Raw genomic sequence first — 21541 nt, 5'->3', positions numbered from 1 at the left:
TGTCCTTATGATTAGAAACGCCAATTATAGAACAAGTCAATTGCACGTTCTAAGGACTGACTCGCTTCCAAGTAAAGACGCTGATTCACCTGATAACGTAAAGTCAGCTTGTTCACCGGGGTAAACACCCCAACACCATAACGAAGATATAAATCAGGGGTAATATAGCCGGTCACCGACACCTGGGTATCATCCCCTGTTCCTTGTGCATCTAGTGCCAAACCACTCAAGCCAAAAGTCCGTCCAATCTGGTTGGTGAGCGCGCGGGTTCCACCCAGGCCCAGACTGATACCTGCTGCGGCAATGGTATTATTCACATCAGATCTGAATCCTTCAGCCTGACTTAAACCGGATGCACCTTCGTTGATACGACCAGTAATCAAGGCATTTAAAGCTTCCTGCTCTGACAAGCCAGCATCATTATAAATCTGAATATTTGGACTTGAAGCAGTGCCCGTCACCCGTACCCCGACCGTACTTCCCTGAACCGACTTATTGGCATCAACATCCAGCGTCGGATTGGTCAACTCACCATTAAAACGGGCAATGGCACGGTTCAGATCCAGACTCTGACCATAAGCTTCGATTTTCACCCGCTGTGATACCCCGATCGCACCATTGGCACGCATCGCAGTTTCCAGACCTCGCTGTGACAGATTGACCCGGCCCAATAGCGGAATACGGCTATCAAAGCCCTGAAATATCACTTGATTACCCAGAGAAACCGCCACATCAGCCCGAATATCCCAAGGACGGGCAGATTTGAGAATAGCCAGCTGGTCATCACCTTCACGCACGACACGTACATCTGAAGAAAGTCCAACCACAGGTTCTGAGGCTTCAGGCATAGAAATTAGTGCACGTGGCACATCAACCGTACCACTTAGACTCAGCTTTTTATTGAATGGATACATGTCCAAAGTTAAATCGGGCGTAACCACGGCAGTAATTAAAGGTGCCTGACGAATCAGCAGATTTTCACCTTGCAGTTTTAACTGCACTCGCGGATCACCTTTCCAGTCGACTGAACCGGTCAATTTACCCACGCCACGACCACTGTTAAATGCACCATTAATACTGGCAGAATTCTGACGTATCGATGAATACAACTGCACATTGGTCAGATTCACCGGCAAGGAGATCATGCTGATCGAAGCATCTTTGACTCGAACCTCACCTTCCAGCAAAGGATCAGTTAAGGTTCCACTCACTTTTCCGGCATAGGACAAGGTGCCATCCAGATTACGGATGTCCTGAATAAAGGGTTTAAAGACTTTAAGCTGCACCTGATTAAAGGCAATTTCGCCACGCATCGGTTTACTGTCCCGATATGGATCAATAATGACATTGGCATACCCTGTCCCGATATCCGGAGTTTTTACATCCAGTCGAACTTGTAAGCCTTCTGCGACACTTTTTGCCACCAGACCCACTTCATCATATTTTAGGGTAGAACCTAAATAATCCGGGTCTTCCGAAGATAAGCCGACCACACCACTTCGGGTGACCAGACGCGCATCGATTTTTGGTTTAGCACCTTGCGCCCAGGCTGCCTTGGCATAACCGTTCACTTTACCGGTCAATGCCAGCCCTTCAGGCAGGAATGCACTGAAATCATCCAGATCCAGGTTTTGGGTCACAAAGGATACGCTGCCACGGGTTTTATTGACCCGAATCGGTTGATCAAAACACAACTGGCTTTGCTGACTCATCCAGCAATGTGCACCGACAAACAGATCAGACTGGGCCGCATTATAAATCACTGCCGCATTTTGACGCTGTACTAAATGAGCACGCAAAGAGTCAAAATCACCTTTTTGAATCTGACCCAGCCAGTTATTTTGTGCATTAAAGCCACCGGCCAGCTGCACAAAGAATTTTGACAGTTTATTTTCTGCCTGAACTTTAAGGATATGCGCCGCACGAGTACCGGCAAGTGATATTTCCCCGCGTACAATTTCCCGTGAACCGCTACGCAAGCGATCCATTGTGGCAGTTAATAAGGTTGCTGTGGTCTGCGAGGTCGGCAACTGCCCGCGGACACGAATTTTTTGCACACTCATCAGGTTTTTAAAGGCAAAATTATCAATCGAAAGATTTGCCGAAGCCTGCAAACGTGGCTGCGCCTGCATATTGATATAGCCCTGCGCACGACCTCTTAAGCCCGGATATAACTCATACAATGCTGGTGCGTTGACTTTGAGTTGCAGATTCTGCGCATTGCCGGTGGCCTGAATCTGGTTGCTGGCATAAGACAGGAACAGGTTATTGGCTTCAAACTGCTCTGGAACAAAACCACGCTGATTTGAATTAATAATGACTGATAAATTACCTGTGCCTCGTACCGGCTTGTTATTTAACATACCGGCCAGATTCAAACGCTGGATCTGAATGCGTTTTAAGGCATCTGACCAAACCCCTTGGGTTTTTACATTGCCCGACAACTCGCCTTTCAGGTTGGCATTAAAATATTGCGGCTTAAAGCGGATTAATGAAGCGTTAATATCCCAGTCAATACCATTTGCCAGATTCACCAGACCATTGGCATTAATCTTGCCAGCGATACCATCATGACGCAATTCATTGACTCTCAATACTTCTGGTGTACCTGAAACACGCAGTTTCAGGATTCCCTGACTGGCTTGCAACTGACTGGCATTTAAAGCCCCATCATAATTGACTGCATAGCCTCTAAAACCACCGCCGGCTTTTTCATTATGGAATAATAAAGCAATGGTACTGTTACCGGTCAGACGTACTGTTTCGTTCTGTTCTGCCAGGCGCCCAGTCAGGTCTACATTAGACAGTTTAATAATCTGCTGATTGGGTTGTGCATAGCCATTGGCCTTGATCTGGCCATTTAAACGGTCTATCGGTGAAGCCGCAGCCAGACTTCGGGTATTTAAGTCCTTGGCGTTTAATAATGCAGTCCATTTCAACTGGCGTTTTTCTTGTGGCAGTTCAATTCGCGCATGACCGCTTAAGCTACCTGCCTGTGCATTGGCGCTATAATTGAAGCTCGGCACATTTAGAATATTATTTTTCAGATCCAGTTTGGCCTGATACATGCCTGCTGGCAGAAGACCTTGTTCGTGCTGTTCGACTTTGGTTGCCACATGAATATTCTGCTGGCCTTCGACCAGTGCCAGTTTCACATCGCCAGACTGACTGCTGAGCCAGCCGACATAGGGTACGGCGCGGTCGATATTTTGCCAGGCAACATCCAGAAGAATCGGTTGTGCTTTATTGTCTTTAACCGGATTCTGATCCAGTTTGATATTCCAAGTTTCATAACGGTCAAAATCTACCAGCGCCGTCAGATGCAGGCCATTTTCCAGATTGCCTTTTGAGGCAATATTGCCATCCAGGCTAGGTGGTAAAAAGTCTTGTACGACTTGCGGGATACGTTCATGCTTAGGATCAATTCCGTTTAATCGTCCGTTCAGATCCCAGCTTACCTGTTCGTTCCAGCCCACTGTCCCGGCAAGGCTAACCGCACCTTTCATCAGCTGGCCATTCAGATCGGTAATATTGAGCTGATTGACCAGATCGGTATACATCACCGCGTTATACTGGCCTTGTGGAATATTTTCACCGATCAGGTCGGTACGGACGTTCAAGTCCAGACGATCGATATCTCCATTGAACTCGGCAATCCCGTCTTTCGTAAACAGTTTCTGCTCAGTCAGAATCGGCCAGTTATAATCTTTAAATTTTAACTCGCCACGCATCGGCACCTGGGGCCGCATTGGATGTACGATGGCCCAACCGGTTAATAAATCGGGTGTATTGGTCGCTACGCCTGCCTGAATCGTATCCAGCGTGCCACGCGCCCGAACCTGAATATCATGAATATTCAAGCTGTCTCTTAAAGAAGGCAGATTGACGATTGCGCGGGCATCCAGTGGATATTTGCCTTCAAACTGCATTTTACCCGTCGCTTCACGCACCGAGAGATAACCCATATCCATGCGGGAATCTTCAAAGTTTAATTCGGTACCAGACCAGAGCGCATCATTTAATTCGATATTATAAAAATCAACTGCCGTGGTTTGGGTTTTAATCACCAGATGATCAAGCAGCAGATGATCGACGCGCAGCACAAAAGGCAAACGGATGGCATTGAACTTGAAAGGTTCGCTGCTAGACGGAGTTTTATTAATAATTTGCAGGTTACGGACATCTGCTTCATTCAGATGAATTTCTTTTTTGATGATCGCCCGCCAGCCCAGTTTTACATCAGCACGATCAATTTTGACATCGACCGGTTTCAGGCTGACCAGCACATTTTTAAGAATAATTCCACGCCATAAATTTCCGCCTTCATATTCATAATGAATAATTTGCTGGCGTTGTAATACCTGATCTAGCAGGAACTTACTGCCCTGATTGGTCGAAAACAGCAGCGCCAGCACAGAGAGCAGGAAAATGAGTGAGAAAAGTACCGACAACAGGATACTTCTCAATATACGGCGCTTTTTCGGCACAACGCTATCTTGTGGTTGTTGTTCTGGCTGTGGTTGGTTCTCGACCATGATGTACCCAAATAACTATTTTTAAAAAATGATGTTTTATAACTGCGAACCAATAAAGAAATGCAGACGAATTGGGTGATTGTCATCAGACAATCCAGTCGCCACATCGATACGAATCGGTCCAATCGGTGAGGCCCAACGTATCCCCACACCCGCACCATATTCGGTCGGATTACTGAACTCTTTATTATAAGCATTTCCGGCATCTGCAAAAACCGCAGCACGCCAGCCTTCCCTAAACTGATAGTTATACTCTAAGGAAGCAACCCCTAAGGCCTGACCACCGACTTTAAAGCCTTCAATTTCCGGAGAAAGACTCTTGTAATCAAAACCACGAATGCTCTGGTCACCACCGGTGAAATATCTCAGGTTATACGGCACTTTGGCAAAATCTTCAGTGAAGATATAACCGGCATCGGCACGTCCAACAAACTGATGATCTGCATTTTCACCCAATGAATAGATAAAACGCCAGCCTGCATTTACAATCGCCATATCTGCATCAGACAATAACGCCTCACTACCCAGCTCGACTTTGTAGGTCTGCTTGAAACCCTTGGTAGGATTGACCCGACGATCGGTATCGGTACGTGAAACTTCATAACCGACCAGTAACGACTGCTGTTCATCTTCGGTATTAAAGCGAAACGCTTCCGGAATCTGGTTAAAATCAACAGAACCATTCTGCTTCAAGCGATCCAGACGGTAACGCGCTCCAAAAGTACGCTGCCAGTTACCCAGCGGGTTTTTAATAATCCGGTCTACACCCAGCACTGCCGATTCAATTTGCAGACCTTCACCTTGAGCCACGCCATCACGTTCTTCGCGCTCATAACCACCGACAATACTGACATAATCATTCAGCGGATGGTGATAAGGAATGTTATAACGACCATCGATGGACTGCCGGATACCGGACAACTCGAGGTTGGCATCAAAAGAATGTCCGCGCTTATTTACAATGGCGCGGCGGTACTGACCACGTAGACGGATATTGGTATCTGTTCCATAACCCAGACCCAGTTCAGCACTGTTTAAACGGTCTGCATTTAAAGTCACAATCACTGGAACTTTCTTCTCTTCCCGCGCTTGTGCCTTTAAACGCTCCTGCTCATTTTCTTTGGTCTGCTGCTCGACCCGCAAGCTTCTTAAATTTGGATTTTCCTGATCGCGGCTACCGGCAAACTGGTCTTCATCGACGACATTTTGAGTGACTTCTTTAGCAGATGCCACTGAGCGATCAGGCTGTGTCGCAGTCGCCTGATCTTCAGAAAGTTTCTGTTCTTCTATCAGGCTTTGAATATCCGGTGCCAGCTCCAGCTCCCTGTCAACCGGATCAGGGCGAATTACGTCCACCAGGGTATAGTTAAAATAGCGCGAGTTGGTCAGGTTATTGGCCAGGCTATTCACTCGCCAGAAGGTATAGTCTGCACCATCTTTCCAGGTGACCAGACTTTCGAGTACATCACGATCCAGCGGAAATTCCTTTTCAGGATCACTCATTCTAAACTCGACATTGCCCAGCTTGTAACGCTCGCCTGTCTCGAAACGTAGATTTACATCGGCCGTATTTTGTGGCTGTGCAATCTTGACATCATGCAAGCGCCAGTATGAATCAAAATAACCGTTGTTATTGGCGGCAGTATTAATCCGTTGTTTGGTCTGTTCATAATTGCCGTGATTGAAAATATCGCCCTCTTCCTGCTCAGGCAAAAGACTGATGACCTGGAATTGTGGCTGTTCCGCACCCGCTCCGCTAAATTCCAGATTTTGTGTAGTGATCAGCACAGGTTCATTCGGGGTGACAAAAACCCGAACGCGACTATCAGAGATTTTTTCAAACCTGAACTGGGCATTGTAATAACCGACTGCCTGTGCCGCCTGTCGGGACAAGGTTCGCAGTTGTGGCAAAGCGGAATTAAAGTCGCCAAAAGACTCCTGGGTAAAACTGGACAGTTTGGCTTTGACATTATTTCTTAAATTCAGATAGCCTTCAGGCTCAGCTCTACGATTCAGCATACCATTGCTTTGCGCAATACCTTCGCCGTTCATAATCACCACATCCGCACTAATTCGCGGAACTCTCGCGGTCATGATCTGACGTGGCGGACGGATTTTATAAAATAGTCGTTTAAAAATATTGGGACGTTTCTCATCTTCAGCAACAAGTGGCCCCGTTACTTCTGGCAAAGTCATGCCGGCTTCATTATTTTGTACAATAATCTGGCTGTCTGCCTGAATCGATTGCATCAACTGGTCGACATTTACAGGTGCCTGATTGATTTCAAGTAACTCTTGCTGACTGATATCTGCTACGACTGTTTCAGCGGTCTGGGTATTGCGATAATTTTGTGCTTCCTGCTTGGCTTGCTCGGCCTCACGATAAATTTCATTCGCCATGTTCTGGTCAATGGACTGGATCGGCAGCTCTTCCAGATCATCGAACTGGATCGGTGTAAATACGTCCAGACCGGAGCCTGCATTTTGCTGTTGTTCCAGCATCAACATGCTGTCGACAGATGCTTCCGGCTGTATCGCTTCTTCAATTTTTTCGGTGGCTTCATTTTCAGATGTGACCAGTCCCTGTCGCATCGCTTCTTTGGACAGTTCATCTACCATTTCTGCCTGAGAAATGGCCACAGGTGTTTCAGGCTGTTCGGTTTGTGCCATGCTCTGATGGGATAACATCATAAAAAAAATGCTCATACACAGCTGTGCCCCACTCTGAAGTGGTATAAGCGACCCCATACTGCGATGAAGCATCGTTTTTTTAAATTTTTTCTTTGCAGGCATGGCAAACTCGAAACGAATACATTCTTTAATTGATTATTTGACCGAAAAATATAAGCTAAAGAGCTTAATTGATTGGTTTTTACCTTTACATGGCTGAAAGTATCTTACATGATTTTTCTCAATGTTTACGCATAACTGACATTTCTTAATAAAACTTAATGTAGCACGCTCTATATGAACAAAAATGAACATTTGTTAGCTTCTCGGCGCTTTTTACCGATGTTTCTGACGCAGTTTTTTGGTGCATTAAACGATAATGTATTTAAACAAGCGTTACTCCTAGTCATCACCTACGGCTGGATTCAGCAACAATCGGCCAGCATCAGCACCTTGAATAATCTGGCTGCTTTGCTGTTTATCCTGCCTTATTTTATTTTTTCAGCCACCGCCGGACAAATTGCCGACAAATACGAACGTTCACAGCTGATTCGCTATCTCAAGCTTCTGGAAATTGCCATTATGTTGCTGGGAACTGTCGGTTTCCTCATGGGCAATTTATGGATTCTGTTATTTGCCCTGTTCCTGATGGGCACCCATTCCACTTTCTTTGGCCCGATCAAATATGCGATTTTACCTGAAGTCCTGAAACCGAATGAACTGATGTCCGGCAATGCCCTGTTTCAGTCCGGAACTTCTCTGGCAATCCTATTCGGTATGATTCTGGGCGGTGCAGTCATTGCAGCTTCCGCCGGCAACCTGATCTGGATCAGTTTAACCGTCATCAGCATCGCCTTGATTGGTTATATATCCAGTCGCTATATCCTGAAACAAAGTATTCCCGCGCCTGAGCTGCAAGTTGACTGGAATTTTTTTCGCACCAGCTTGCAGACCTTGAAATATGCCAAAAGCTTACCTTTGATTTTTACCATTTTACTGGGCAACTCATGGTACTGGTTTTATGGTGCAACCTATCTGACCCAGATTCCTCAGCTGACGTTACAAAATCTGCATGCATCTGAAAATGTCGCCAGTCTGCTCTTAACCTTTTTTTCTGTCGGGATTGGGTTAGGCTCATACTTATGCCGTAAAATTGGTGGCAGCCAGGTCAATATCAAGATGGTGCCTTTTGGAGCAATCGGTCTAGTAGTGTTTGCCTTATATCTGGCCGCGAGTCTGGCCTTTGTTCCAGAACGTACAGGTGCATTAATCGGCCTGGCAGATGTCTTTCGGCAAGGCTGGAGCTATTACCATGTAATGCTGGCCGTTACCTTACTCGGAATTAGCGGCGGTTTTTATATCGTACCGTTGTATGCCATGATGCAGGCGCATTCTCCCCGCTCACATCGTGCGCGTGTGGTTGCAGCAAATAACATTCTGAATGCCGTTTTCATGGTATCTTCTGCTATATTTTCGATTATTATTTTAAGTATTTTAGAGCTTGATCTTAAAGTACTTTTTTGTATTACCGCAGTGTTGAGCGGCCTGTTTACCCTATGGCTGCTTTTCCGACTCAAACCCATGATCAAAACCGCGAAAACACCCTTGGAGGATTAATTCATGCGTCAATATACAGGTGTCGACAAGCTGATTCATTCTTTTGATCAGGCATTACGCAGTCTCGTCCCGGGCACGACATCGGCACAACGTGAAAATCCAGCCCAACCGGTAGAAACACAATTGACGGTGAGCGATGCCCGTCATGTGGCAGGTTTGATGCGGGTCAACCATAGTGGTGAAGTGTGTGCACAGGCGCTCTATCATGGTCAGGCCATGACGGCAAAACTTCCGAATGTGCGTCGTGAAATGGAACAGGCAGCGATTGAGGAGCAGGATCATCTGGCCTGGTGTGAAGACCGCTTGAAAGAACTGGATAGCCATACCAGTCTGCTCAATCCGGTCTGGTACGGCCTGTCCTTTGGTATGGGCGCGCTGGCCGGAATTGCCGGTGATAAATACAGTCTGGGTTTTGTCGCAGAAACTGAACGTCAGGTGAGCATGCATTTGCAGCATCATATCAGTCAGTTGCCGCCGCAAGATGAGCGTTCTCGGCGCATTCTGGAACAGATGAATGAAGATGAGCTGCATCATCGGGATACAGCCTTGAAGGCAGGCGGTGTAGATCTGCCTGCTCCGGTCAAAATCACCATGACAGCTATTTCCAAACTCATGACCAAGACCAGTTATTTTATTTAAAAAGATCGATCCGATCTCAGCCCACGCATTGTGGGCTTTTTAATGTGTCTCAAATTTTGATCTAAATTTATTCGCTAAAGATATGCGATCATCCTTTATTTACAATCCATATAAAATATGAGAAATACCACAGCTTTTCATTTCAATACTTCTTGCTCATTTCCGAGAGTAAATCCAGCTGGATTTCCTGTATTTGCGCCAGCCTTTCCCATTGATGCATTAATAGATGATCGAGTTTTTCATGTAAATGCTGGATTTCCAGTTCGGCTTTTAAATTGATCTGATAATCATTTTGAGAACGTAGACGGTCTTTTGCCTCTTGTCTATTCTGACTCATCATAATGACCGGTGCCTGAATTGCCGCGAGACAGGACAGAATTAAATTTAACAGGATAAAGGGATAAGGATCGGCAGGCTGAGTTACCAAAACAACCGTATTAATCGTAATCCACAGACCCAGAAAAATTGCAAAGCAAATTAAGAATGTCCAGCTTCCGCCAAAAGTTGCAATTTTATCGGCGAGCTTTTCGCCCAGAGTCCACTTTTGCTCTAATGCTGTTTCCACATTTTTAGTAATCAGTTCATGCTGATGCATACTTTTAATGACTTCAAATTCAAGATCTGTGACCTCACCCTTTTCCAAACTTAATAATGAATGTACATACTGCATGCGATAGCGGGTTAGATCTGTCTGACAAATATAATCTTGCGGCGTCCAGACTGGAATATCCTTGGCAATCTCTTCAGTAATGACTTTTCTGACCGTTCCCATCGGAGTAAGATCTTTCAGAAGAAAGTGCTTGCCGCACACCAAACATTTATGGCTCTCATTTTTTTCTTTCATGATAATTCTCTTTTTAAACCAGCTCACTCAGCTATAATTTTTATATAATTGTTTTTATTAAATAAGTTTGATCCCTTGGATATCAATTATATATCAAGTCCGTCTGGTCTTTTGAATAAATGAATTTCACCTCGGTTTTATTTTGGATTGATAAAATACTTAACCAAGCGCACTATGATCTGATCATTCAAGGTAATTTTCAGATCGATTCAATCCTACTATCTATACATGACTTAAATTTACTATAATCATAATGATAATAAAAAAGGGCTTCATTGTGCGCCATTCATACCATCTTGAAAAACATTATATCGAACGTGCGGGCTGGCTTCGTGCAGCTGTACTGGGGGCAAATGACGGGATTATTTCGGTCACCAGTCTGGTGGTGGGTATCGCAGCCAGTGGAGCATCCACTGAAATTTTATTGGTGACCTGTGTTGCCGGATTGATTTCTGGCGCCGCATCAATGGCGGCCGGTGAATATATTTCAGTAAAATCCCAGCAAGATATTGAAACCAATGATCTACTCATGGAAGAGCGCGAACTGCAACGCCATCCCACCCATGAATTAAATGAACTCAAAACGATTTATATACAACGAGGTCTGGAACCCGCTTTGGCACAACAGGTCGCTGAACAGCTGACCGACCATAATGCCTTGGATGCCCATGCCCGGGATGAAATTGGTATTTCAGCACATACCTCGGCTCAGCCCTTTCTCGCTGCATTTTCTTCGGCTATGGCATTTACGGTAGGTTCATTATTTCCTTTAATTTCAATCATGATTCTACCGGAACACTATCTGGATAAAGGCGTCATGCTGATTGGCGTTTTAAGTTTGGGGATGATGGGTGCACTGGCGAGCTATGCCGGTGGAGTAAGTGTCTGGAGAGGTGCAGTCCGGGTGATGCTGTGGGGAATTATCGCCATGTTATTTAGCGCCTGGATCGGATCATTATTTAATGTGTCTGTTGCCTAAATATGGGTTTATTTTTTAGTTAAATACAGAATAGGATTGAGTGGTTCTTCTATTAACATCACTGAAAAATGTTTTTTCGAAAAACTAACGGCTCTAACAAAACTTGAGTTTATTTTAATTTACGTTCAGTTTTAATTTAGACGCTTAAACCTTAAGATCTATGTCTGAGAGGTATTGTTATGGAAACTGCGATCATTCTTGCCATCTTGGTGATCATTATCGTATTGCTGATTATTTTTTATAACAAGAAAAAGTAAAAGCGCGATGATGCATTTTTACTGCTTTGAGGATTTTTACCGAACTTAAAATAAATTCTATGGCTTCAAATCAATCACATATGAATTACCTGTCGGAAAACCATGAAATCCCCATTGGATGATATAAAGAATCACGAGGATTAAAATGACATAAGCCAAGATTTCTCATATTTTTATGTTTAAATTTTTTCTAATCTCATCTGCCCCATCTTCGCTGAATTTTTCTTTTGATCTAAATACAAAAACTAAATCATAACAAAGCCTGATCTTGCTTGATCAGGCTTTTAAACATTCGTATTGCATAAATTACATCAGCAAAAAATTAGGTGATTTGATTTAAATCAGCTGTTCAACTCTTGGGAAACAATGTAACTCATGCTCGAATACAGGGTCTTGCCAGATATCAAACATGGGAACTTTTACATCCAAAGCCAGGGGCAATTTTTTTTCATTAAACTGCATATGTCGAAGATCTGATCCCCAGGCAATCAGATCTACATCCAGGGTAATTTGATGCGATGGACGTGTCCGCCCTGATGCCTGTTCCAGCTGTTTAAGCAGCTCAATAATTTCTGCACTCGACACCGAACTTTTTAATAGACATGCCGCATTCCAGTAGTCAGCTCCAATGCCATCCCGGCAAGGAATCCTATAAATGGGAGAGAACTGGACTTCTCCCCATTCAGAAATACCTTGCTGTGCAGCTTGAAAATGTTGCTGAGGATGACAATTACTCGCTAATGCTAGAGCGAAAATCGTTTCGGTGGCGTTCAAGACGTATCCCTACAGAATTGGCTTGCGCGATAATGGCAGGCTTACGGATCGTAATATTAATCGATTCAATTGCTGTAAAGGTAGTAAAAAGTGCATTCAGCACTAACTTTGCTGCATGTTCAATCAATTCAGGCTGAGCTTCTTGAATGACCTTGGCTGAAATCTCACAAATTTCTGCATAATTCAGCGTATCTGCAAGAGCATCTGAATTTGATGCCTGTTCTAAATCGGTTTGAATGATCAAATCCAGCATTAAAGGCTGAATAATTTGACGCTCCCAGTTAAAGCAGCCAACGACTGTCTCAACTTTTAAACCTTCAATAATAATGGCGTCCATTGGATTGCTCGAGAATATGATATTTACAACTAATCTCCCTAAATCCCTCTTTTATAAAGAGGGACTTTTATCGCTTCTACTTTATCAAGCAATGAGAAACTCCTCCCTTTAGAAAGGGAGGTCGGGAGGGATTAAATTAATGCTTTAACAGCAGATTCGGATCCATGCTCTGCACCATCTGCAAACGCTGATCGGCATAGATATCGGTATATGGCGCCAGAATACGCATGAAACGGTCGAAATACAGCATTTGCTTGAACAACAAGGCAAAGTCACGCGGGAACCGGATCCCGTGACGCTCACCCACAGCCACCATATCCATCATGATATCGTTCAGATCAGCCGGATTTGATGTTAACAGCTCCTGAGGGTCTGCCATCAATACGCCACTGAATAAACGCTCAAGATCCGCTGCCAGAACTTTGGTATCAATCTGCACAGCAGTCATACCCATTTTCAGCATGTTCTGTGCCATCAACTCATAATTGGTATGTTGCAATGAATCCATAAATGCCATACATGCCGTCCATACCTCAGGTTTGAGCTGGCCAACAATGCCAAAATCGATAAAACCGACACGGCCATCTTCGAGCAGCATCAGGTTGCCTGCATGCAGATCGGCATGGAAACTGTTACACATCATCAGGCTGCCAAACCAGGTGTTCATTGCGGTAATGAGTACTTGAGATGGATCTTTGGATACTTTTTTGACCACTTCAAAATCGGTCAATGGCACACCATACAAGCGTTGCATGGTCAGCACACGACGGGTCGAATACTGATGATAAACCTTAGGTGCAGTCGCTGCCTTATTATTGGTGATATTCAGATAATTGACAAAATCATCCAGATTCTGTGCTTCTTCGATAAAATCAACTTCACGTACCATCCGGGTTTTGATTTCATCAACAATATCGGCCAGCGAAGCGAATTTGACTTTGGGCACGGCTTTTTCCAGCACTTTGGTCGCCCAGTGCAGTACATTTAAATCGGTGTATAAAATGGTTTCCACACCCGGTTTTTGTACCTTAATCACGACATCTTCGCCAGACACCAGCTTGGCCGCATGCACCTGTGCAATAGACGCAGAGGCCAATGGCGTTTCATCAATCGAGGCAAAGATCTCATCCAGATTACGCCCTTCAAATTCAGAGGCCAACACTTGCTGGATATAACTGAACGGCAAGCGTGGAGTCTGATCCAGACAGCCCTGAAATTCTTCTACATATTCACGCGGAAATAGAGACGGCGTACTGGCAATAAACTGCCCCAGCTTGATATAAGTTGAACCCAGAGATTCAAAAGTCTCCCGCATGAGTTTGGCATTGCTTGGCTTTTCAGTAGCATATTTAAAGCCCGCCTTTGCCGCAACGACCGCTGTTTCTCCCATGCGGGCAACTGAACGTATTCCATCTAACCAGATATTGTTTTTCATAATGTCTTAGGAAAAATTAATTACATGCAGTGTAGCAAAAAAATATTAATTTGCAGGCTTATCTTGCCTGACAGATCGGACAATCTGTATCTTTTTCGAAAGTGAGAATCCGCTGCTTAAAACTCAATCCATCCCATAACAGCAGTTTTTGTCTGAGTGGCATCAATCCCAAACCCAGATATAACAAGGCATGATGGGCTTGCAAGCTGGCCATCACGTTAGGCGTGGTCGCCAGTACTCCGGAATCTGCACAGCGCAGACTTTCATCGGCCTGATTCTCGGGTGGGAACAGGCAGGCATAGCAGGCCGAATCCCCTTCGAGCATAAAAAGTTGCCCTTGCAGGCCAATCGCCGAGGCACTCAACAAAGGTACATTCAGTTCTACACAGCGCTGATTAACCAGATAACGTGTCGCAAACTGGTCGCAACCATCCAGCACCAAGTCCTGATGCCGAATCACACTGACTGCATTTTCAGCCGTTAAGGCCTGATTAATATATTCAACCTGTACGTTTGGATTAATTTGGCCCAGTCGTTTCGCCAGAATTTCTGCTTTGTAAAGTCCAAGATCCTGCGGTGTAAATGCAAGTTGTCGCTGTAAATTGCTCATCTCGATCGTATCTGGATCGATTAGGGTAATTTTTCCTACACCGGCACGTGCCAAAAGTTCTGCCAGTGCACAGCCAATTCCACCACAACCAACAATGCAGACATTAGAAAATTTTAACCGTTCTTGAGCGTCAATATCCCAGTCATCTAAGAGAATCTGACGGCTATACAAATGTAATTCAGCATCGGTGAGTTCGAATTCTGGGGATATGGCATCCATATTAAATGTAGACAACGTCTTTCCTTGTTTCGAAAATTTTTAACAATGATCGCAAAATTGGCTTTACTGATGTTTCTAAAGGCTAAAAATCTTTGGAAGATCAATTTCACAGTCAATTCACAGCACATCAATAAATGGTTTGGCCATCGCTGAGCCAAATAGCATATCAGCTAAACGCTCGGTATCAAGCTGCAGCCACTAGGGCTTGGCATGATTTTTTTGAATCACCTCAATTAAACAGTTCCGGCAAATGGCTCTCCAGTTTATAAAAGGCGTCAGACCTGCTGTTATTAAAATCTTTGCTATTAAATTACCCTGTACATTAAGTTGTCTTGTTTAGCGATTCTGTAGTCTCTGCCTGCATTTGCGTATAAAAATGTATGAGTTCAGTGAGACCTCAGGCATCTGTCTCTAAATATGATTAATCTGAAAATACCAAGCAATCTTTTCAAGTTTTCATAAAATCGTATGGAGAACATACATGACCGAGCATAACAATACTCAACATGATAATCGTGAAAAATTATGGGAATTGATCAAGGATGTCCGTTACACCATGATCAGCCATTTAACTGACACCCATGAAATCCATTCCCAGCCAATGACCATGCTGAACTCCGAACAGATGAATGAACGTCAAAATTTATATTTCATCCTGCGTAATACCAATGATCTGGTCAAAGCAGCAGAAACAGGCCGTGGTCAAATTGGATTGTCTTTTGCAAAACCATCAGATGGTATTTATGTGTCAATCAGTGCCCATGCCCAGATTAGTACCGATCGTATTCTGATTGAACAGTTGTGGAATCCATGGGCAGAAAACTGGTTTGATGGCAAGGATGATCCGACTGTACGGGTACTGATTGCTGAAGCGGTCAGCGCTGAATACTGGAATGTGACCGACAACAAAGTCACCCAGCTCTTTAAAGCTTTAAAAGGTGGCGTTACCGGTGAAGCGGGTGAGCCACATGCGGAACACCAAAAAGTAAATTTACAAACCAATATTTGGTAATGGATACATTTAGCCTCTTAAGATTAAGAGGCTAAATTTTTGATATATTTAATCTTAAACCTTGTCATAATTTCAATGTAATTACATCAACCATGTATTTCGCTTAATTTAATTCGTACTTTTGAAAATAAAATCTTGTAAAAATCAGTCCTATCTCTAATTTAAAATTTAACTAGAAAATGCTGTATTTTGTCAAAAAACCACAGGCTGCCATGGCAGCCTTTTGGCACTTACTTAACAGATTAATTTTAAAAACTAACTAACTTGTTTGATTTCTTGAAGTTTGGCAATTTCCTGCTGTTTGAGTAAATTTCGCTGAATTTTTCCACTCGACGTTTTAGGTAAACACTCGACAAATTCAATCTCTTTTGGGTAGGCATGCTTGGATAGGCGTGAACGCACATAGCTTTGCAGCTTCAGCATGAGTTCCTCAGTGGCTGGATAGGCTAATTTAAGTACCACAAAGGCTTTTACAATTTCTGTTCGTTCTGGATCTGGTTTACCGACGACTGCAGATTCAAGCACTTCTTCACATTCCAGCAAGGTACTTTCCACATCAAAAGGCCCTACACGATAGCCCGAAGTTGTAATGACATCGTCCGCACGCCCAATAAAATCAATACCGCCATATTCATTCAGTTTTACAGTGTCACCGGTTAAATAATACTGCCCGACAAAAGACTTTCGATTATGACCGGCATAGCCTTTAAACCACATCAAGGGTGAAGCCGAACAGTCAATTGCCAAGATTCCAATCCCGCCTTTTTCGACTTCCTGATGTTCTGCGTTCAATACCGCAAAGCGATGCCCCGGAATCGCAAATCCAGCTGAACCCACTTTTTTATGATGCTCCAAGCCATGATGATTGGCGATCACCATACCGAGTTCAGTCTGTCCATATTGATCATAAATATTCACATTTAAATCATGATTGAACCACTGGATCACTTCAGGCGTAAGCGGTTCACCTGCACTACTGACCACACGCAAATGCGAACTGATGCCTGCATCAAATTTTTCTTTAAAGCCAAAGAACATCCGGAATGCAGTTGGCGAGCCAGTCAGGTTGCTGACCTGATATTTTTGAATGATTTGTACGGCGTTATCGACACTAAAGCCACGTTCATCCATGATAATGCTGTGCCCTAAACTCAACGGCCCTGCAATGCCATAATACAGTCCATACGCCCAGCCTGGGTCGGCCAGATTCCAGAAGGAATCTTCTTCTCGCAGATCTACGGCGTGCAGCATATAGCCTTTAAAGGCCAACAACGCTTTTAAAGGTACAGGAACCGATTTTGCCAAGCCTGTGGTGCCTGAAGTAAACATCATCAGAAAAATATCATTAAATTGGCCACTCACTGGCTCAAACTCTTCTGACTGCTGCTTTAACTCGGTCCAAAAGTCAGCATCCGGATAATGATCTGCCACTGCCTGATGTACGGTCAGAATATTTGGAATATTCAGATCATGCAGTTTCAAGCGCTGCTCTTGATCGGTGACAATCAGTTGAGTAGCGGCTGTACTCATACGATGCTCAATTGCTTTACTTTCAAAGGCAGTGAACAAAGGCTGATAGATAGCACCGATCCGCCAGGTGGCCAAAATAGTAATTAAGAGTGCAGGTGTTCTTGGCAGTAGTCCAGCTATACAATCTCCTGCTTTTAAACCCAGAGAATGCATATAATTGGCCAGCTGTCCTGAAGCAGTTGCCAATTGTTCAAATGTCCACTGCTCTGTTTGACCATTTTTGCCTTCCCAGATCAGTGCGGTTCGGTTTTGGCCAAGGTAACGTCCACAACATTCAGTATAGGCATTGATGGACTCTGCATTTCCAGCCAGATGTTCCTGAACCATATTTTCAAAATTGAAATCAACATATGCTTGTTCTAGTGTCTTCATGACGACAACCTCTATCCTGTTGTATTTTTCAGGCGACCTTGCCTGAGTGTGTCCACTTATCGTTGTTGTTCCTGCTGATTCCATCAGCATAGTTTCTTCACATCTAATTCATGCCTGATGACTAAGACATGAATCATGCTGCTTTATTTATCTTCTGCGTACTGTCTGTCTTTAGCTAATCAGGGTTGCTTGATCCTGGCAATTTCCATATCCATCAACCGAAATGCCAGATTTGAATATCGACCAAAATCTATTTTTTAATCAAAATCAACGTTGACAGACTTCACGCGCAATCACCAAACGTTGAATATCCGATGCACCTTCATAAATTTGGCTCACGCGCACATCACGGTAAATACGCTCTACTGGAAAATCAGAGACATAACCGTAGCCACCATGAATCTGAATCGCATCGGAACAGACCCGTTCTGCAATGGTTGATGCAAACAGTTTTGCCATTGAGGCTTCTTTTAAGCAGGCTAAACCAGCATCTTTTAAAGTTGCCGCATGCAAGGTCAGCTGACGTGCCGCTTCAATTTGTGTCGCCATATCTGCCAGCCTGAAAGCCACTGCCTGATGCTGCACAATTTCTACACCAAAGGCTTTACGTTCATTGGCATATTCCACCGCTGCATCCAGCGCAGCCCGAGCCATCCCGACTGATTGTGCTGCAATACCAATACGACCAGATTCAAGATTGGACAAGGCAATTTTGTAGCCTTCACCTTCCTGACCCAGCAGGTTTTCCACCGGAATCCGGCAGTTATCCAGAACAATCGTCGCGGTATCGGAACAATGCTGACCCATTTTCTCCTCTAGGCGTGACACGATATAACCCGGTGCATCGGTCGGTACCAGAAAACATGAAATGCCTTTTTTCCCTGCCAATTTATCTGTCACAGCAAAGACTAATGCGATCTGTGCATGTTTGCCCGTGGTAATAAACTGCTTGGTGCCATTAAGTACCCATTCATCGCCATCACGTTCGGCCCTACATTCTAAAGAACTGGCATCTGAACCGGCCTGAGGTTCTGTCAAGCAGAAACAACCCAGCCATTCACCGGTGGCCAGTTTAGTTAAATACTGCTGTTTCTGTGCTTCGGTGCCATAACGCTGGGTAATCCCACAAGGCAAAGAATTCTGCACACTAATAATAGTCGAAATTGCCCCATCTCCTGCGGCAATTTCCTCAAGTGCCAAAACCAGAGAAACATAATCCAGACCTGCACCGCCCCATTCTTCAGCAACGGTCATACCCAGTGCGCCAAGCTCACCCAGTTCTTTGAGTTCTTGTGCAGGAAATTGTGCTGTTTTATCGCGTAAGGCCGCTGTTGGTTTCAGTTTCTGCTGCGAATAATTGCGCATCATGTCCTGAATCATTTTTTGTTCATCATTTAAAATCATTGAACTTCCCTTTCTATATCTATTTTATTTACTTCAAGCTTTTTACTATTGAGATCGTTGGAACGTCAGTTAAGGCGGCATGGATGTCGCCTGCGAAACTGAGATACAGGGATGTATCTTCAGTTTCGCAAAGGATTTTTGTTTCTTTTGATCCTTCAAAAGAAAATGCATGCTTAAACAAAGTCATTTAAATTCAATGAGAAACTGGCAGCTGTGCAAATCATCATGTCCTATATAAATCGAAGACTTATTTAGGCTGCATGCGAATCGCGCCATCCAGACGAATCACTTCACCATTTAAATAGCTATTTTCAAAAATATGCCCCACCAGCTGGGCAAATTCCTGAGGTTTAGCCAAACGTGATGGAAATGGCACCATTTGTCCCAAAGCATCCTGAACATTTTGCGGCATACCTTTTAGCATCGGGGTTTCCATAATGCCCGGGGCGATGGTCATCACTCGAATGGCTTCACGTGCCAGTTCACGAGCCAAAGGTAAAGTCATCGCCACCACTGCACCTTTGGAAGCAGCATAAGCGGTCTGGCCAATTTGACCATCATAAGCGGCGACCGAAGCGGTATTTACAATCACGCCACGCTCTTCTTCACCAGATTGCAGTTCATATTTTGCAATTAACGCCGCTGCATGACGTAGCATATTAAATGTGCCATTCACGTTAATATTCAGCACTTTTTGGAACATCGCCAATTCATGAATACCGTTACGCCCCAGCACTTTGGCAGAAGGTGCAATACCTGCGCAGTTGATCAAACCATTCAGTTGAGCATACGCATTTTCGACATGTGCAAAGAACGTTTCTACGGCCTGCTCATCGGTGACATCTAGCTGTACAAATTCAGCCTGCTCACCCAGTTGTTGCTGTAATGCCTCACCCTGCTCTTGATTCATATCGACCAGAATCACTTTGGCACCGTGTGCAACCAGATGCGTGGCTGTCGCTGCACCCAAACCCGATGCTCCCCCGGTAATCACAACGACTTTTCCCTGAATTTTCATATTTCTTCCCTGATAATTTTCTATTTGAGATACGACTTAATATGCAGAGTAAACAGAGTTTTTATTCTGTACAATTTCCAAATATTGCATCTTGCCTGAGGTATTTGGACAATAAAAATGAGGATGTCACACTGAACATGCATAAGCCTGCACTGGAATATAGCAAAGGGACTATTTCGATCGACTTGGTCAAGGAAGCCTTGCTCGATGCCAAACGATTAGAATTTGATATCTCTACTATTCTGAAAAAAGCCAATATTCCAGCCGAAGTACTCAATGCACCTCAAGCGCGCGTGTCGGTAAGCCAGTTTGCCCAATTATGGACAGTGCTTGCAGACAGCATGAATGACGAATTTTTTGGCATGGACAGTCATGCCATGCGCCGTGGCAGCTTTAAATTGCTTTCAAAAATGCTTATGCAGGCAGATACATTGGAAAAGGCGCTACAACACATTTTGCAATTTCTCAACTTGATTCTGGACGATCTGCAAAGCACGCTTCTCGTTGAGGAACACTATGCCTATATCGTGATTTATGATTTAAAATCTACAAAACGCATGTTTAGTTATGCGACCTATCTGATGCTGATTCATACCTTGATCTGCTGGTTAAGTGGACAACGGATCTTACTGAATCAGATTCAATTAAAATGTACTGCACCAGTCGATGATTTTGATTATAAAGTCCGTTTTTGTGAACAGATTGAATATCAGGCCAGTGAAAACTATGTGCAGTTTGATGCAAGCTATCTGCAACTGCCGATTAAGCAGGATGCTCAATCCTGGTATCAGTTTATTCAACAAACGCCTCACAATTTATTGGTGCGTTTTAAAAATCCTTATGCACTCAGCACCCAGATTCGCAGACAGCTTCTGCAAGTTTCACCGTCAGAATGGCTAGAACTGAATGATCTTGCCTCAAAAATGAATATGTCCGAGGCGACCATGCAACGGCGTTTAAAAAGCGAAGGGGTCAGCTACCAGCAATTAAAAAATGAAATACGCCGGGATACCGCAATCGAATTATTGACGCGTACTGAGCAAAGCTTGCAAGACATCAGTGACCAGCTCAACTTCCAGGAATCCAGCGCCTTTCATCGTGCCTTTAAGAAATGGACTGGAGTCAGTCCGGGAGCTTATCGTCAAAACAATATTAGATAATTTACGCCAATCTCAACTTTTTAAGTCATTGAAATGAGAAGGACATAACCTCACTTTAATTTCGACCAAGAAAATAAAATTACAGTTATGTCCATTGAAGAATTTATCATCTTTGTCTATTTAATTATA

15 protein-coding genes are annotated in these 21541 nt (G+C 44.0%); 5 read left to right on the top strand and 10 right to left on the bottom strand.

The window, feature by feature from the left end; genetic code table 11:
* Positions 1 to 11: 11 nt before the first annotated feature.
* Positions 12 to 4535 (bottom strand): translocation/assembly module TamB domain-containing protein, encoded by a 4524-nt coding sequence (locus FTU95_RS11010; RefSeq protein WP_159515993.1) that lies wholly within the window; start codon positions 4533 to 4535, stop codon positions 12 to 14.
* 36 nt (positions 4536 to 4571) lie between these two features.
* Positions 4572 to 7328, bottom strand: a complete 2757-nt coding sequence (locus tag FTU95_RS11005; RefSeq protein WP_180078534.1) for an autotransporter assembly complex family protein — start codon at positions 7326 to 7328, stop codon at positions 4572 to 4574.
* Positions 7329 to 7502: 174 nt separating this feature from the next.
* On the opposite strand from FTU95_RS11005, the gene FTU95_RS11000 reads away from it, so the two are divergent.
* Together FTU95_RS11000 and coq7 are read left to right on the top strand one after the other, a co-directional pair.
* Positions 7503 to 8822, top strand: coding sequence for an MFS transporter (locus FTU95_RS11000; RefSeq protein ID WP_180078532.1), 1320 nt, complete (start codon positions 7503 to 7505; stop codon positions 8820 to 8822).
* A gap of 3 nt (positions 8823 to 8825) precedes the next feature.
* A complete protein-coding gene (gene coq7, locus FTU95_RS10995) occupies positions 8826 to 9461 on the top strand; it encodes a 2-polyprenyl-3-methyl-6-methoxy-1,4-benzoquinone monooxygenase (RefSeq protein ID WP_074383217.1) in 636 nt (211 codons plus the stop codon).
* 142 nt (positions 9462 to 9603) lie between these two features.
* On the opposite strand, the gene FTU95_RS10990 is transcribed toward coq7, so the two are convergent.
* Positions 9604 to 10305: a DUF1003 domain-containing protein gene (locus FTU95_RS10990; protein ID WP_180078530.1), complete on the bottom strand. Its 702-nt coding sequence runs from the start codon at positions 10303 to 10305 to the stop codon at positions 9604 to 9606.
* A 277-nt stretch (positions 10306 to 10582) separates the two neighbouring features.
* On the opposite strand from FTU95_RS10990, the gene FTU95_RS10985 reads away from it, so the two are divergent.
* A complete protein-coding gene (locus tag FTU95_RS10985) occupies positions 10583 to 11284 on the top strand; it encodes a VIT family protein (protein ID WP_005097209.1) in 702 nt (233 codons plus the stop codon).
* Between the two features lie 593 nt (positions 11285 to 11877).
* Here FTU95_RS10985 and FTU95_RS10980 read toward each other — a convergent pair.
* The 4 genes from FTU95_RS10980 to FTU95_RS10965 all read right to left on the bottom strand — a co-directional run bounded on the left by FTU95_RS10980 (position 11878) and on the right by FTU95_RS10965 (position 14916).
* A complete protein-coding gene (locus tag FTU95_RS10980; RefSeq protein ID WP_100355339.1) occupies positions 11878 to 12315 on the bottom strand; it encodes a 2-amino-4-hydroxy-6-hydroxymethyldihydropteridine diphosphokinase in 438 nt (145 codons plus the stop codon).
* A complete protein-coding gene (gene folB, locus FTU95_RS10975) occupies positions 12272 to 12652 on the bottom strand; it encodes a dihydroneopterin aldolase (protein WP_180078528.1) in 381 nt (126 codons plus the stop codon). Before folB ends, FTU95_RS10980 begins: the two co-directional genes overlap by 44 nt.
* A gap of 136 nt (positions 12653 to 12788) precedes the next feature.
* The gene (locus tag FTU95_RS10970; RefSeq protein ID WP_100355340.1) at positions 12789 to 14087 is read right to left on the bottom strand and encodes an AarF/ABC1/UbiB kinase family protein; all 1299 of its coding nucleotides are present in this window, start codon (positions 14085 to 14087) and stop codon (positions 12789 to 12791) included.
* A gap of 58 nt (positions 14088 to 14145) precedes the next feature.
* A complete protein-coding gene (locus FTU95_RS10965; protein WP_035337718.1) occupies positions 14146 to 14916 on the bottom strand; it encodes a HesA/MoeB/ThiF family protein in 771 nt (256 codons plus the stop codon).
* Positions 14917 to 15397: 481 nt separating this feature from the next.
* On the opposite strand from FTU95_RS10965, the gene FTU95_RS10960 reads away from it, so the two are divergent.
* On the top strand, positions 15398 to 15928 hold the full coding sequence (locus FTU95_RS10960; RefSeq protein ID WP_005097216.1) for a pyridoxamine 5'-phosphate oxidase family protein: 531 nt from the start codon (positions 15398 to 15400) through the stop codon (positions 15926 to 15928).
* Positions 15929 to 16183: 255 nt separating this feature from the next.
* Here the strand turns inward: FTU95_RS10960 and FTU95_RS10955 are convergent, their stop codons facing one another.
* From FTU95_RS10955 to FTU95_RS10945, 3 genes are all read right to left on the bottom strand, one after another.
* Complete coding sequence (locus FTU95_RS10955) at positions 16184 to 17830, bottom strand: AMP-binding protein (RefSeq protein ID WP_180078526.1); 1647 nt, start codon at positions 17828 to 17830, stop codon at positions 16184 to 16186.
* 267 nt (positions 17831 to 18097) lie between these two features.
* Entirely contained in the window at positions 18098 to 19234 is a 1137-nt protein-coding gene (locus tag FTU95_RS10950) for an acyl-CoA dehydrogenase family protein (RefSeq protein WP_100355343.1), read from the bottom strand.
* Between the two features lie 247 nt (positions 19235 to 19481).
* Positions 19482 to 20252 carry a 3-hydroxyacyl-CoA dehydrogenase gene (locus FTU95_RS10945; protein ID WP_005097220.1) on the bottom strand — a complete coding sequence of 257 codons (771 nt, stop codon included), beginning with the start codon at positions 20250 to 20252 and terminating at the stop codon, positions 19482 to 19484.
* A 137-nt stretch (positions 20253 to 20389) separates the two neighbouring features.
* On the opposite strand from FTU95_RS10945, the gene FTU95_RS10940 reads away from it, so the two are divergent.
* Positions 20390 to 21412: an AraC family transcriptional regulator gene (locus FTU95_RS10940; RefSeq protein WP_180078523.1), complete on the top strand. Its 1023-nt coding sequence runs from the start codon at positions 20390 to 20392 to the stop codon at positions 21410 to 21412.
* Positions 21413 to 21541: the final 129 nt, after the last annotated feature.

It is taken from the genome of Acinetobacter sp. YH12208 (genome assembly GCF_013418055.1).
Classification (GTDB): domain Bacteria; phylum Pseudomonadota; class Gammaproteobacteria; order Pseudomonadales; family Moraxellaceae; genus Acinetobacter; species Acinetobacter pseudolwoffii.
The sequence above is the reverse complement of the archived record's forward strand: the minus strand, read 5'-3'. Positions and strand labels throughout refer to the sequence as shown.

Excerpts from the sequence above, each read along its gene's own strand:
- FTU95_RS11010 (WP_159515993.1), bottom strand. The coding sequence starts at position 4,535 with ATGGTCGAGAACCAACCACAGCCAGAACAACAACCACAAGATAGCGTT.
- FTU95_RS11005 (WP_180078534.1), bottom strand. The coding sequence starts at position 7,328 with ATGCCTGCAAAGAAAAAATTTAAAAAAACGATGCTTCATCGCAGTATG.
- FTU95_RS11000 (WP_180078532.1), top strand. The coding sequence starts at position 7,503 with ATGAACAAAAATGAACATTTGTTAGCTTCTCGGCGCTTTTTACCGATG.
- coq7 (WP_074383217.1), top strand. The coding sequence starts at position 8,826 with ATGCGTCAATATACAGGTGTCGACAAGCTGATTCATTCTTTTGATCAG.
- FTU95_RS10990 (WP_180078530.1), bottom strand. The coding sequence starts at position 10,305 with ATGAAAGAAAAAAATGAGAGCCATAAATGTTTGGTGTGCGGCAAGCAC.
- folB (WP_180078528.1), bottom strand. The coding sequence starts at position 12,652 with ATGGACGCCATTATTATTGAAGGTTTAAAAGTTGAGACAGTCGTTGGC.
- FTU95_RS10970 (WP_100355340.1), bottom strand. The coding sequence starts at position 14,087 with ATGAAAAACAATATCTGGTTAGATGGAATACGTTCAGTTGCCCGCATG.
- FTU95_RS10965 (WP_035337718.1), bottom strand. The coding sequence starts at position 14,916 with ATGGATGCCATATCCCCAGAATTCGAACTCACCGATGCTGAATTACAT.
- FTU95_RS10960 (WP_005097216.1), top strand. The coding sequence starts at position 15,398 with ATGACCGAGCATAACAATACTCAACATGATAATCGTGAAAAATTATGG.
- FTU95_RS10955 (WP_180078526.1), bottom strand. The coding sequence starts at position 17,830 with ATGAAGACACTAGAACAAGCATATGTTGATTTCAATTTTGAAAATATG.
- FTU95_RS10950 (WP_100355343.1), bottom strand. The coding sequence starts at position 19,234 with ATGATTTTAAATGATGAACAAAAAATGATTCAGGACATGATGCGCAAT.
- FTU95_RS10945 (WP_005097220.1), bottom strand. The coding sequence starts at position 20,252 with ATGAAAATTCAGGGAAAAGTCGTTGTGATTACCGGGGGAGCATCGGGT.
- FTU95_RS10940 (WP_180078523.1), top strand. The coding sequence starts at position 20,390 with ATGCATAAGCCTGCACTGGAATATAGCAAAGGGACTATTTCGATCGAC.